The 12,539-nt window shown below is 48.2% G+C and carries 14 protein-coding genes; 1 reads left to right on the top strand and 13 read right to left on the bottom strand.

The window, feature by feature from the left end; genetic code table 11:
- Positions 1-28: 28 nt before the first annotated feature.
- The 9 genes from DN062_RS13390 to murJ all read right to left on the bottom strand — a co-directional run bounded on the left by DN062_RS13390 (position 29) and on the right by murJ (position 8,412).
- Complete coding sequence (locus DN062_RS13390) at positions 29-553, bottom strand: GspH/FimT family protein (protein ID WP_112159849.1); 525 nt, start codon at positions 551-553, stop codon at positions 29-31.
- Complete coding sequence (locus tag DN062_RS13385; RefSeq protein WP_112159809.1) at positions 550-999, bottom strand: pilus assembly PilX family protein; 450 nt, start codon at positions 997-999, stop codon at positions 550-552. Before DN062_RS13385 ends, DN062_RS13390 begins: the two co-directional genes overlap by 4 nt.
- Before the next feature lie 17 nt (positions 1,000-1,016).
- Positions 1,017-1,544, bottom strand: a complete 528-nt coding sequence (locus tag DN062_RS13380; protein WP_112159808.1) for a prepilin-type N-terminal cleavage/methylation domain-containing protein — start codon at positions 1,542-1,544, stop codon at positions 1,017-1,019.
- Positions 1,544-1,969, bottom strand: a complete 426-nt coding sequence (locus tag DN062_RS13375; protein ID WP_112159807.1) for a type IV pilus modification PilV family protein — start codon at positions 1,967-1,969, stop codon at positions 1,544-1,546. Before DN062_RS13375 ends, DN062_RS13380 begins: the two co-directional genes overlap by 1 nt.
- A gap of 104 nt (positions 1,970-2,073) precedes the next feature.
- Positions 2,074-2,520 carry an FKBP-type peptidyl-prolyl cis-trans isomerase gene (locus DN062_RS13370; RefSeq protein WP_112159806.1) on the bottom strand — a complete coding sequence of 149 codons (447 nt, stop codon included), beginning with the start codon at positions 2,518-2,520 and terminating at the stop codon, positions 2,074-2,076.
- Positions 2,517-3,044, bottom strand: a complete 528-nt coding sequence (lspA, locus tag DN062_RS13365) for a signal peptidase II (protein WP_164498078.1) — start codon at positions 3,042-3,044, stop codon at positions 2,517-2,519. The genes DN062_RS13370 and lspA overlap by 4 nt, the downstream gene beginning before the upstream one ends.
- A 14-nt stretch (positions 3,045-3,058) precedes the next feature.
- Complete coding sequence (gene ileS / locus DN062_RS13360) at positions 3,059-5,875, bottom strand: isoleucine--tRNA ligase (RefSeq protein ID WP_112159804.1); 2,817 nt, start codon at positions 5,873-5,875, stop codon at positions 3,059-3,061.
- A 5-nt stretch (positions 5,876-5,880) separates the two neighbouring features.
- Positions 5,881-6,834, bottom strand: coding sequence for a bifunctional riboflavin kinase/FAD synthetase (gene ribF, locus DN062_RS13355; RefSeq protein ID WP_112159803.1), 954 nt, complete (start codon positions 6,832-6,834; stop codon positions 5,881-5,883).
- Between the two features lie 78 nt (positions 6,835-6,912).
- Positions 6,913-8,412, bottom strand: coding sequence for a murein biosynthesis integral membrane protein MurJ (gene murJ, locus DN062_RS13350; protein ID WP_112159848.1), 1,500 nt, complete (start codon positions 8,410-8,412; stop codon positions 6,913-6,915).
- 304 nt (positions 8,413-8,716) lie between these two features.
- Here murJ and rpsT point away from each other — a divergent pair, with 304 nt between their 5' ends.
- Positions 8,717-8,980 (top strand): 30S ribosomal protein S20, encoded by a 264-nt coding sequence (gene rpsT, locus DN062_RS13345; RefSeq protein ID WP_036512113.1) that lies wholly within the window; start codon positions 8,717-8,719, stop codon positions 8,978-8,980.
- Positions 8,981-9,119: 139 nt separating this feature from the next.
- Here the strand turns inward: rpsT and proB are convergent, their stop codons facing one another.
- The 4 genes from proB to rplU form a co-directional block, all read right to left on the bottom strand.
- Entirely contained in the window at positions 9,120-10,244 is a 1,125-nt protein-coding gene (gene proB / locus DN062_RS13340) for a glutamate 5-kinase (protein ID WP_112159847.1), read from the bottom strand.
- A gap of 14 nt (positions 10,245-10,258) precedes the next feature.
- A complete protein-coding gene (gene cgtA, locus DN062_RS13335) occupies positions 10,259-11,452 on the bottom strand; it encodes an Obg family GTPase CgtA (RefSeq protein ID WP_112159846.1) in 1,194 nt (397 codons plus the stop codon).
- 155 nt (positions 11,453-11,607) lie between these two features.
- Positions 11,608-11,865, bottom strand: a complete 258-nt coding sequence (rpmA, locus tag DN062_RS13330) for a 50S ribosomal protein L27 (RefSeq protein WP_036512107.1) — start codon at positions 11,863-11,865, stop codon at positions 11,608-11,610.
- Positions 11,866-11,910: 45 nt separating this feature from the next.
- Positions 11,911-12,222 carry a 50S ribosomal protein L21 gene (gene rplU / locus DN062_RS13325; protein WP_036512105.1) on the bottom strand — a complete coding sequence of 104 codons (312 nt, stop codon included), beginning with the start codon at positions 12,220-12,222 and terminating at the stop codon, positions 11,911-11,913.
- Positions 12,223-12,539 lie beyond the last annotated feature (317 nt).

Below are 12,539 nucleotides of genomic sequence, written 5' to 3'. Positions count from 1 at the left end.
CCTAGGCCCACCAATCCTAGAGGTACACTCAATAACCAACAGACTCACGCCGAACACGACCCGCCAAGGAGATGACTAAATTATAGCCCTTGTCTTCATTGATCGAGCGCACTCGAAACGTGCCATTGGAGTAGCCCGTCACCGTTCCATCTGCTTGATACGTTAGATTATCACCCCGATTCCAAAGAACTTGGCCATTTCCCAAGAAAAAATGGACCCTCAAGACTTGATCAATCAAGGGGTCATATTGCCGACTCTGATTTTTATCAATAAAAACCAATACACCTAACCATTCTGAAGCGCCATTGACCTCTTGTCCCACACATTCGAGTCCATCCAGCGTTCGACATAGGGTGACCGATTGTCGGTGTGTCACCGCCTGCATCCTGGCATACGACAAGAGTGACAATAAATCCAACACCCTTGATTCTTGCCTCATTTTTTGCGACATATTTGAAAAAGCAGGCACCCCCTGTAATAATAAAATGGTTAACAACAACAGCGTCACCATCAGCTCAAGCAAGGTATAACCTTGCATCCTGAAAGCGCTCATATCAACTCCAACCAATCACGAACGACAATCAAATCTTGCGGGATCTTCTGATCTAAAGTAACTCGAACGTGTTTAAGCACTTCCGCATGACCATTGCTGATCACACCGCCTTGGATAACAAAATGTACTTTAGATCCGAGAATTTCAATCTGGGTGTAATCAATATCTGAGAAAAATACAACACTATACTCATCCGACTGCCACTCATATCGAATAGCGTCCGTTGCTGCATTTAAGTCATTCTGGATAATATCCGGATACTGACGCACCATTTCTGCAACCCCCAGCTGAATGGCCATCAACGCATCCTGATGAAAACGAGCAGAGACGCTCATTCGCTGCTGAAGCTGTGCATGTTGAGCCGAGCCCATGACAACCATTGATATCATACTAATAAACACCAATACCATTAACAATACAGTTCCTTCTTGCTTCATTCGTCGCATATCACACCTCCATGTGCTTATGGGAATTCTCTTAACGTCGCTGTAAACCTATGTCCTTCACTCCAAATTAAATCTAGATCAAACAGCACCGTCACAATGGGATAACAACAATTGGGCTCACTCTCAATACTCAATGGCTCCTCAAGCGCCTCTGAATGCAAATACGCAAAATTGAGTGAGGTAATGCCCTGTATCAAGGCTTGGCTGTTGCATCTAAGCTGATCTTGCTCCACAACGTAATGCTCATGATATATCTGATTTTCTGGCTGCAGTTGACCCAAGCAATTTTTAGCACCCTCTCTGCTTTGCAGGGTCAAAAACAACTCATACTCATTACTGGTCAGTTCGACTCTTTGCGCTTGACGCACACTGCTTCGCAAGCGTTCAACAACAAAGCGCAATGCCTCTTGATCGCGATCAATCATCTGTTGGTAACGCCAAGTCTTAGTAGAGGAAACCAATAACAAACTCACCATCAGCATAAGAAAGCTCCCTAATACCAAGGAAAGCAACAGTTCAGTCAGGGTGAATCCTTGTTGCTTCATTAGGAACACTCCGCCCACTCAATCGGCAAGACTAGGGATTCACCTTGACGTTGAGCACTTATCCAGAGCCCTTGTTCATTGGCACGTGCATTTATTTTCTCAAATAACTCCTGCGTTAAGGATGCTTCTAACCATTGATCAACGATTTGGATATAGTGCGTATTCGGACGACATCGGACGGCCCACAACGACTCATTCAAGTCGGATAAGTACACCTGTGCTCGTGTCATGTGGTAGCGGCTCAAACTGGTTTCAAGCGAGGCCAATTGAAAATGGGTAATCACCAAGCAGCCAGTGCTCAGTAAAGCCAACGCCAACATCACCTCAAGTAGACTTAAGCCTCGTTGATGGGATCTTGCCTTAGTTAAAGCGAAAATAGAGAGACGGGAGGAGAGGCGTCTGACAGACGCAATGGAAATATACATATTGAATCATCCTTGATTTATGAAAGAAAGAAGCGAATCCTTGCTTCTTAATCGTGATTAACCTTAGACAAAGTGCCAGAGATTTTCAAGCCCCCCTGAACAGCTCAAGATGAAGGCGAGCTGGGCTGAATATCCAACACCTTCACTTCAAACAGCAAGGTTTGACCTGCTAAAGGGTGATTAAAATCGACGGTCACTTTTGTGTCATCGAATTCAGTAATCACGCCCGGCACTTCACCACCGGGTTCCTGAAACGAGACAATTAAGCCAGGTTCAAGCGTTAAACTCTTAAACTGACTGCGCGGCATCACCTGGATATTGGATGGATTATGCATCCCAAAACCACGCTCCGGAGCGATAGTCAAATCCATATGATCACCCACCTTCAAGCCGACTAGCGCTTGTTCAAAACCATCGGGTAGATTGCCATCCCCAAAAACGAACCTTGCGGGCTGCGACGCAAAATTCGAGTCGACCACCTGACCATCTTGCAGTTTTATTGCAAAGTGTAAGGTAACCTCTGTCCCCACACCGATGACATACTCACTCATTTTAAATCCTCTTCAGACGACGGTGACAGCAACTTTCGACGTTCCGCTAAAAACAGCATATCGATGATCAACAGCACCGCACCTAGGGTGATCGCCGTGTCGGCAATATTGAATGCTGGAAAATACCAGCCACCGTAATGCAATGAAATAAAGTCAACAACATAACCATGGATGATACGGTCATACAGGTTTCCCAGAGCTCCCCCTAAGACCAAGGCGAGTGCTAAACGCATCCACCACTCTTGAGCAGGCGTGCGCTTTAACCAGACCAATAAGAAAACACTCATGCCGATCGCGATCCCTGCAAAAAACCAACGCTGCCATCCCCCAGCACCCGCCAGAAAACTAAAGGCTGCGCCATAGTTGTAAAGCAGCGTTAAATCAAAAAAAGGCAATATGGGCACAGGCTGAGCGTAAATCAACGCCGCATCTGCCCAGTATTTGGTCCCTAAATCCAACAAAATCACTAACACAGTTATCCATAACCAGCGCAAAGCGCTGGTTGAGTTGTTTACATCAGTCACGATTCGTTCCTGTTTTAAGCAAAGTGACGCACTTCGCCTGCACCAACGACATTATCAACACAGCGACCACAGAGCTCTGGGTGCTCTTCATGCTGACCAACGTCCTCTCGATGATGCCAGCAACGTGTGCATTTAGGCTGTTCAGATGCTTTGATCTGGACTTTTAGACCCGTAAGATCCGTTGATCGTGCATCAACTGCATCATTAATTGATTGCAACTGTGCCGAAGACGTAATGAGGACAAAGCGCAACTCATTGTCTAGTTTCGATAACAGTTGCTGCAACGCATCATCCACATACAACACAACTTCCGTCGCAAGCGATGCCTTGACTAATTTTTCATTGCGCGCCTCTTCCAAGCACTTATTGACAGCATCTTTGACAGCCATAATTTGCTGCCAATAGGCATCATTCATTTCGACGGTGTCGTCTAGACGGAATAAGCCATCGTACCAAGTGGTCAATAGCACGCTTTCTCGGCGTTTACCGGGCAATACCTCATAAATTTCTTCAGCCGTAAAGCTTAAAATAGGCGCGACCCAACGAGTAAGAGCCTCCGCTATATGATACAAAGCCGTTTGACATGAACGGCGAGGCAAACTCTCTCCTTGCGTGGTATATTGACGATCCTTGATGATATCAAGGTAAAAGCCACCCAACTCTTGTACACAGAAATTGTGAACCAGCTGGTAAACCTCCAAGAAACGATAATGCTCGTAGGCCGCGCAGATTTTCTCCTGCAGACGAGCGGCCGCGTCGACCGCCCAGCGATCAAGCGCCAGCATGTCCTGAGGTGCAACTAAGTCGCTATCAGGATTGAAGCCATTTAAGTTCGCCATCAAGAAACGAGCCGTATTGCGTATACGACGATAAGCATCCGATGTCCGCTGCAAAATTTGCTTAGAGACAGCCATTTCGCCCGAGTAATCCGTCGCGGCTACCCATAAGCGCAAGATATCCGCACCCATGCTGTCCGTCACTTCCTGGGGCGCAATGACATTGCCCAAGGACTTAGACATTTTGTAGCCCTTTTCGTCAACCACAAAGCCATGCGTCAATACTTGCTTGTAAGGCGCCACACCGTTAATTGCAATGGATGTTTTTAAGGACGATTGGAACCAGCCACGATGCTGGTCCGAGCCCTCTAAATACATATCGGCAGGAAAGGTTAACTCTTCTCTTTTACGCAAAACAGAATGGTGAGTCACACCCGAGTCAAACCAAACATCCAAAGTGTCAGTCACTTTGTCGTACTGATCGGCGTCTTCGCCCAATAGCGCTTTAGCATCCAATTCGAACCAAGCATCAATGCCCTCCAGTTCGATTTTTTCTGCCACTTGCTCAAGCAGTGCAAGCGTATCTGAATGCAACTCACCAGTTTGCTTGTGAGTAAACACAGTGATCGGAACACCCCAAGTCCGCTGGCGTGATACACACCAGTCTGGGCTTTGCTCAAACATACCCTCGATACGCGCCTGCCCCCAATCCGGAAACCATTGCACACCTTTGATAGCCTCTAAGGCATCGCGTCTGAGGTGCTTATCATCCATTGAAATAAACCATTGTGGCGTGGCTCGATAGATCAACGGAGTTTTAGTACGCCAGCAATGCGGATAGCTGTGTTGGAACTTTTTCAAGTGCACCAGCTTACCTTCGCGCGTTAAGGCATCTGTGATCGGCTCATCCGCTTTGTACACATGCAGCCCAGCAAACTCACCTGCGCCGTCTGTGTAAGTGCCATTGGCTTGCACTAAGTTGAGTGTTTCAAGACCATAGATCTGGCCAACAACAAAGTCTTCCATACCGTGATCAGGTGCAGTATGCACAGCGCCCGTACCCGCATCAGTCGTCACATGATCGCCCAGAATGACAGGCACCTCACGCGTAAAGAGCGGGTGATGTAACATCCGCCCTTCGAGCGCTTTACCGGAACAACGGCCTAAAACCGTAAACTGCTGAATACCCCAACGCGCCATGATGTCGTCCACCATGTCTGCAGCAAGCACCAAACGCTCACGGCCTTGATTAATGGCAACATCAACCAAGGCATAGTCCAATTCAGCATTCAAGGATACCGCTTGGTTCGCTGGGATTGTCCAGGGAGTCGTCGTCCATATCACAAGTGATGCAGGCCCTTCACCCGCTTCTGAAGCAAACAGCTCCACAATAGACGCTTGATCTACGAAGGTGAAACGCACATCAATCGCGGTGGATGTTTTTTCTTGATACTCGACTTCAGCTTCAGCCAAGGCTGACTGACCGACAACACTCCAATAAACAGGCTTGTAACCCTTGACCAAATGACCGTTCTCAATGATGCGCCCTAACGCACGCACGATATTGGCTTCGGTTTCGAAGTTCATCGTTAAATAGGGATTATCCCAGTCACCGATCACACCTAAACGAATGAAGTCAGCCTTTTGCCCCGCCACTTGCTCACCAGCATATTCACGGCACTTCTGACGAAAATCACGGTAAGGGACTTTATCGCCGGCGCGACCAATCATCGTTTCCACTTTATGCTCGATCGGCAAGCCATGACAATCCCAACCGGGAATGTAAGGTGCATCAAAACCACTGAGTGTTTTAGATTTTACAATCATGTCCTTGATGACTTTATTAACCGCATGTCCAATATGAATACTGCCATTGGCATAAGGAGGGCCATCATGCAGGATGAACTTTGGACGCCCTTGCCCTTCAGCGCGCAATTTTGCATAAAGGTCCATTTCAGACCAGCGTGCCAAGCGCTCGGGTTCACGTTGAGGCAAGTTACCACGCATCGGGAACTCTGTTTCAGGCAAGTTCAGTGTCGGTTTATAATCAGTCATATCTGTTAGCTTCCGGAGATGGGTTTAGCCCCGGCTTGCAGAGCAAACCATTCACGGGCCAGATCTAGATCAAAATTGATTTGTGTTTTGAGGGCATCAAGCCCATCAAAGCGCTTTTCAGGGCGAAGGAAGTGCAAAAAACGCACCTGCATCAACTGCCCATAAAGCTGCTGATCGATATCAAACAAATGTGCTTCAAGAACAGGCAAGCGTCCATTCACAGTCGGCCGCATGCCTACATTACAAATTGCGGGATAGTCTCGGCCTTGCACGCTTGCCAATACAGCATACACGCCCTGCAGAGGGCATTTAAACCGGTGCATACGAACATTGGCGGTGGGCACACCTAACTGGCGCCCAAGTTTTTGCCCGTGAACGACACGCCCTGTGACCGTATAAGGTCGACCTAACAAACGTTCGCTGAGCTCAAAATCACCACGCATCAGGGACTCTCGAATTCGGGTACTGCTGACGCGCTGTTCGTCTATTTCGAAGGTATGGGTATGCTCGACACTAAAGCCATGCGCATGCCCAGCAGCTTCCAGCATGGTGTAGTCTCCTGAGCGGTCACAACCAAAACGAAAGTCATCACCCACGACAAAGTGCTTGACCTTCAGGCCGTTCAACAAGAGTTCATCGACAAATGCTTGAGCGGACATAGCCCTCAGTCGACTATTGAAGGTTAAACATAAAACGCGATCCACACCTTGCTTTTCAAGAAGGCGTACTTTTTCATCAAAGCGCGTCAATCGTGGGGGAGCATCATTGCCTGCAAAAAACTCGCGAGGCTGTGGTTCAAAAATAATCACAACACTCGGCAGTTTATGCAACTGTGCTTGTTCTTTGACTTGATCGAGGACTTTTTGATGGCCCAAATGAACGCCGTCAAAATTACCAATCGTCGCAACGCAACCACGATGTTTATCTCGTAGATTGTGTAACCCTCGAATTAATTCCATATGCGCACGCTTCAATATAAAAAATCTAAGGGTCGAATTATAGCGTAAATGCAATCACTTTATCAGCCCTGCCCTACGCTAAACCTGAGCTCGCAAATCTCGCAGACGCAAGCCAGCGACGAGCAGGATCACTCCGTACAACCCCGCACCTAACACCACAAGACCCGTGAGCTTTAGAACTCTGTCCCACAAGCTCGCTTGCAACCAAAGCTCCGCAGGACCCACACAGTATAAAAGCGCAGCCAGCATAAGACTATTTGCCAAAATCAAACGCACAACAACGGTTAACCAACCTGGCTGCCAACGAAAAACACCCACTTTAATCAGACCCATCAATAACATACCTGCATTCAGGAAGGCAGATAATGACGTTGCAAGCGCAAGACCAACATGATCAAAGGACCAAACAAGCATCAAATTGAAAACCATATTGGCAATCATTGACCAGATTGCAATGCGTACAGGTGTTTTCATGTCTTGCCGTGAGAAATACCCTGTTGCAAGCACCTTAATCAGCATGAATGCTAAGAGCCCAACAGCATAGGCGCGCAAACTCATGGCAGCCATAAACACATCTCGATCCGTCATTTGCCCGTAATGAAATAACGTCGTAATCAAAGGCTCAGCCAACACAAACAATGCCAGCGCAGCAGGCAAGCCAATTAACAAAATCATGCGCACAGCCCAGTCCAACGTCCGCGCAAAGGTTTCATCACTTTTTGCCGCATGATTGCGAGACAAGGCCGGCAGAATAACCGTCGCAATGGCAATACCAAACACACCCAAGGGCAACTCAACCAGACGATCTGAATAGTACAACCACGACACACTGCCCGTTTGTAGAAAAGAGGCCAACACTGTGTCCAACAACAGATTAATCTGTGCCACCGACACACCAAACAATGCAGGAACCATCAACGTCATAATGCGTTTTACACCCTCATCCTGCCAACCCAGCTGCGGCCTCGGCAACAAACGAATCCGAGCTAAAAACGGCAACTGAAACAAGAGCTGCATCACACCAGCCAGAAACACACCCCAGGCCAATGCAAGCACGGGTGGATCAAAGAAGGGACTTAGCCACAACGCAGACCCAATCAAACACAAATTCAACAGTACAGGTGTGAAAGCAGGTACAGCGAAACGCTCGTAACTGTTGAGAATAGCACCACAAAAAGCCGTCAAAGAAATCAGCATCAAATACGGAAACGTAATCCGCAGCATGTCGGCCGCTAACGGAAAACGTTCATCCTGAGCCAAATAAAACCCCGGTGCGAAAATGGCCGCCAAAATGGGGGCAGCCATCATCGCTATCAGGCTCAATAACAGAAGAATCATCCCTAAACTGCCGGCGACTCGATTGATCAATAGCTGAACAGCCGAGTGATCCCGCTGAGTTCGGTACTCAGATAACACTGGCACAAACGCTTGGGCAAAGGCGCCCTCTGCAAATAAGCGCCGTAAAAAATTGGGGATCTTAAAAGCAACAAAAAATGCGTCAGCATGGCCACTGGCACCAAAATAATTGGCAACCACAACGTCTCTTACCAGCCCCATCACGCGAGACAGCAATGTCATCAAACCAACAAGTCCACTGGCGCGCAATAACCCTACCTTACCTTTTTCCTTGTTTTCCAATTTCTTCCTGCCCAGAATCTGTTAATATGATGAAGTTGAAAAGCCCTAAGGCTCAACCTTACGCGACTGTCGTATAAATGGCAGATGATAACGATGTTTGTGACTGACTCCTAGCAAGAATTTCAATTTCTATTGCATTCATGGGTTGACATCCAAGCCATTTACATGAATAATTTCGCGTCTGATTTTCGGCACTTCTTACCGCCGTATTTTTGATCAACCTAATGTTTAAAGGAGCCAGACTGTGGCTAATTCCGCAGGATCCCGTAAACGTGCTCGCCAGGCGGAGAAGCGTCGTCAGCAAAACGCTAGCCTGCGCTCCATGGCGCGTACTTATTTGAAAAAAATCATTAAGGCCCTCGACAGTGGCGACAAAGCCGCAGCCGAAGAAGCTTTCAAAACTGCCCAGCCAATCCTGGACAGCTCTGTAAGCAAAGGCATTTTCCACAAAAATAAGGTTGCTCGTCATAAGAGCCGCCTGAGTGCAAAAATCAAAGCCTTGGCTTAAGATTTAAATAACGCTGAATACTAAAAAACCGGCCAAGGCCGGTTTTTTTGCATCTTTTATTTATCGAAAAACGTTAGCGTAAAGCACGCCCAACATCCAACACAGCGCAACCCTGTAAAACAAGATCACGCAGACAGCCTTAAGCCAAGACCATATTGTCGCGATGAATCAACTCTGCTTCACCAACAAAACCCAAAATAGACTCAATATCACGAGTAGGTTTACCAGCAATTCTTCGCGCATCATCAGCGCCATAGTTAACCAATCCTCTGGCAATGACCGCTCCGGTCTCATCCGCAACCACAACCATCTCTCCGCGCGAGAAATCACCACCGACATCAACCACACCTGCCGGTAACAAGCTGCGACCAGAAGAAGTGAGCGCCAAAACCGCACCCGCATCAACCACCAAGGTTCCACGCGCCTGCAAATGACCTGCAATCCATTGCTTACGCGCAGCAACAGGCCCTTTATCGGGCGTCAGCAAAGTCCCTAACACTTCACCTGCTTTTAGCCTCACCAACACCTCAGGCTCACGCCCACTGGCAATAACGGTCACAGCCCCTGAACGAGCCGCTAGACGGGCCGCACGCACCTTGGTTGCCATACCACCACGCCCCAGTTTACCACCATCCCCAGCAACTGCTAGAACACGCTCCTCTTCAGCACGAGCTTCAGATATCATTTGAGCATCAGGATTATGACGCGGGTCGGCATTAAACAAACCCTGCTGATCCGTTAGCAAAATCAAGGCATCTGCCTCGACCGCATTCGCAACCAACGCACCCAAAGTATCATTATCACCAAAGCGTATCTCACTCGTAATAACCGTGTCGTTTTCATTAATCACAGCCACGACACCCAACTCAATCAAGGTTCGCAAAGTTGAGCGAGCATTCAGATAACGCTTACGGTTTGAAAGATCATCATGCGTCAGCAAGACTTGCGCCGTATGGATTCCATGACGCATAAATTGCGCCTCCCAAGCCTGCACCAAGCCCATCTGACCCACAGCCGCTGCCGCCTGAAGCCGATACACCTCCGAAGGGCGATCTTTCCAACCCAAGCGAGTCATACCTTCAGCAACCGCTCCAGAGGACACAAGGACGATCTCCGTCCCTTCTGCCCGCAACCGAACCAGCTGATCAACCCAAAGCGCTATCGCTTTTTGATCCAATCCTTTTCCATCATCCGTCAGCAACGCACTGCCGATCTTGACGACCCAACGACCCTTCTTTGTTAATCTATTACGACCTGAGCTCAACTTTAGCGTCTCCGTCAACGAACATATTCCACTTCGACATCGTAATCATCATCGTCGAAGTCATCATCCCAATCAGCTTCTTCACGCTTCGCACGCATTTCTTGACGTAAGCGCTCAAGATTGACTCGCGCCTCATGATCAATGATTGCCCGCGTCGCTTGCTCTTCATCCAACAAGGCTGGATTTTCAGCAATAGCGGCCACTCGCGCATCCAAGAAGTCCTGCAAGTCATGCACCAACGCCTGCAAACCCATTTTATTCAATGCTGAGATAGAATAGACTGGACCCTGCCAATCCAGCGCATCAACGACAGCCTGACACGCCGACTTACGCTCATCTTCAGGCAGCAAATCCAACTTATTCAACACCAACCAACGCGGCTGTTGCGCAAGCGTCGCACTAAAGCGCGTTAATTCACGCACCGCCACCTTAGCCGATTCTGCTGGAGACTGCTCATCCCATGGCGCCATATCCACCAAATGCAACAACACCCGATTACGCGCCAAGTGCTTCAAAAAGCGTATCCCTAAGCCCGCCCCCTCAGCCGCACCTTCAATAATTCCCGGAATATCGGCAACCACAAAGCTTCGATGCGCTTCTGTTCGAACGACACCCAAATTTGGAACCAAGGTCGTAAAGGGATAATCCGCCACTTTCGGACGAGCCGCAGATACAGAGCGAATGAACGTTGACTTACCTGCATTTGGCAGACCCAACAAACCCACATCTGCAAGAACTTTCAATTCCAAACGCAAATTACGCAACTCACCCGGAGAACCTTTTGTCGTCTGAGTCGGGCTACGGTTCACACTGCTCTTATAGCGCGTATTCCCCAAACCATGGAAGCCACCTTGCGCTATTTTCTCTCTTTGACCAATATGAGTTAAATCAGCCAGTACTTCATCCGTGTCCACATCAACCACTGTGGTACCCACCGGAACTTTAAGCACCAACTCTTCACCCTTACTGCCCGTGCAATTTGCGCCACGGCCCGACTGCCCATTCTGCGCATTGTATCGACGGGTAAAGCGATAATCGACAAGCGTGTTGAGACTTTCATCCGCCTCAACCCACACTGATCCACCATCGCCACCATCACCCCCATCAGGACCACCCTTCGGGATGAATTTTTCACGCCGAAAGCTCATACAGCCGTTTCCACCCTTGCCCGCTTCTACGGTAATCGTTGCTTCATCGACAAATTTCATCTTTTTTCCTCCCAAAGGATTTGAACCCAAAATGGGCAACTCACCCGCCAACGTGCCACCCACATCCTTATGACAACATCGACGCACTAACATCCATAAACACATATAAAAAAAGCCCCGCTAAGCGGAGCTTTTTTCACAAAACCACTGGCCGCTTAAGCTGGCACTACAGTCACGTACTTACGCTTCTGAGGACCTTTAACTACAAACTTAACCACACCATCAGCTGTTGCAAAAAGAGTATGGTCTTTACCCAAACCTACGTTTGGACCAGCATGAAACTTAGTACCACGCTGACGAACCAGAATGTTACCCGCCAACACCACTTGACCACCAAAACGCTTAACGCCAAGACGTTTCGCTTGTGAGTCACGGCCGTTACGCGTGGAACCACCCGCCTTCTTATGAGCCATTGCATCTATCTCCTATTCAGTTGTCGGATCAAATCACACCTGAAATCAGGCACTGATACCGGTAATCTTAACTTCAGTAAACCACTGACGGTGGCCCTGACGCTTCATGTGATGCTTACGGCGACGGAATTTGATGATGGTCACTTTCTCACCACGACCATGCCCAACAACCTCAGCAGAGACTTTAGCACCTTCAACAACAGGCGCACCTACTGTCACGTTATCACCATTGCTAACCAACAATACGCGGTCAAAAGTGACGCTTGCGCCTTGCTCAGCTGGCAATTTTTCTAACTTAATCGTTTGGCCTTCCTGCACACGGTACTGCTTACCGCCGCTAACAATTACTGCGAACATTTTCTTCTCCAAGTTATGCACTGTCCGGCTACTAGGACGAAACCTATTTCTAATGGCATACAAATCAAGACGTTAAACACCTTACCAACCCAACTAAATGAGATAAAGGTGTGTTTGGCTCGGGTACCATATGATAGGGAGCGTTATTTGGACAGGCTCAGGGGCGGAGATTATACAGATTTAGGAAATACGGTTCAAGCCAATAAACCCGCTATTTCAGGGCAACCGAGCCTCATTTTGCGTTAAAAAAACACCCTGACATCGATTGAATCTTGACATAGCCCCTCCTTCTCCCTAGCATGCCAGCAACATTAATT

It is taken from the genome of Nitrincola tibetensis, from assembly GCF_003284585.1.
GTDB classification, from domain to species: domain Bacteria; phylum Pseudomonadota; class Gammaproteobacteria; order Pseudomonadales; family Balneatricaceae; genus Nitrincola; species Nitrincola tibetensis.
Note: the sequence above shows the minus strand (reverse complement) of the source record. Positions and strands in the feature narration are given on the sequence as shown.

Excerpts from the sequence above, each read along its gene's own strand:
- DN062_RS13390 (WP_112159849.1), bottom strand. The coding sequence starts at position 553 with ATGAGCGCTTTCAGGATGCAAGGTTATACCTTGCTTGAGCTGATGGTG.
- DN062_RS13385 (WP_112159809.1), bottom strand. The coding sequence starts at position 999 with ATGCGACGAATGAAGCAAGAAGGAACTGTATTGTTAATGGTATTGGTG.
- DN062_RS13380 (WP_112159808.1), bottom strand. The coding sequence starts at position 1,544 with ATGAAGCAACAAGGATTCACCCTGACTGAACTGTTGCTTTCCTTGGTA.
- DN062_RS13375 (WP_112159807.1), bottom strand. The coding sequence starts at position 1,969 with ATGTATATTTCCATTGCGTCTGTCAGACGCCTCTCCTCCCGTCTCTCT.
- DN062_RS13370 (WP_112159806.1), bottom strand. The coding sequence starts at position 2,520 with ATGAGTGAGTATGTCATCGGTGTGGGGACAGAGGTTACCTTACACTTT.
- ileS (WP_112159804.1), bottom strand. The coding sequence starts at position 5,875 with ATGACTGATTATAAACCGACACTGAACTTGCCTGAAACAGAGTTCCCG.
- ribF (WP_112159803.1), bottom strand. The coding sequence starts at position 6,834 with ATGGAATTAATTCGAGGGTTACACAATCTACGAGATAAACATCGTGGT.
- murJ (WP_112159848.1), bottom strand. The coding sequence starts at position 8,412 with ATGACATTGCTGTCTCGCGTGATGGGGCTGGTAAGAGACGTTGTGGTT.
- cgtA (WP_112159846.1), bottom strand. The coding sequence starts at position 11,452 with ATGAAATTTGTCGATGAAGCAACGATTACCGTAGAAGCGGGCAAGGGT.
- rpmA (WP_036512107.1), bottom strand. The coding sequence starts at position 11,865 with ATGGCTCATAAGAAGGCGGGTGGTTCCACGCGTAACGGCCGTGACTCA.
- rplU (WP_036512105.1), bottom strand. The coding sequence starts at position 12,222 with ATGTTCGCAGTAATTGTTAGCGGCGGTAAGCAGTACCGTGTGCAGGAA.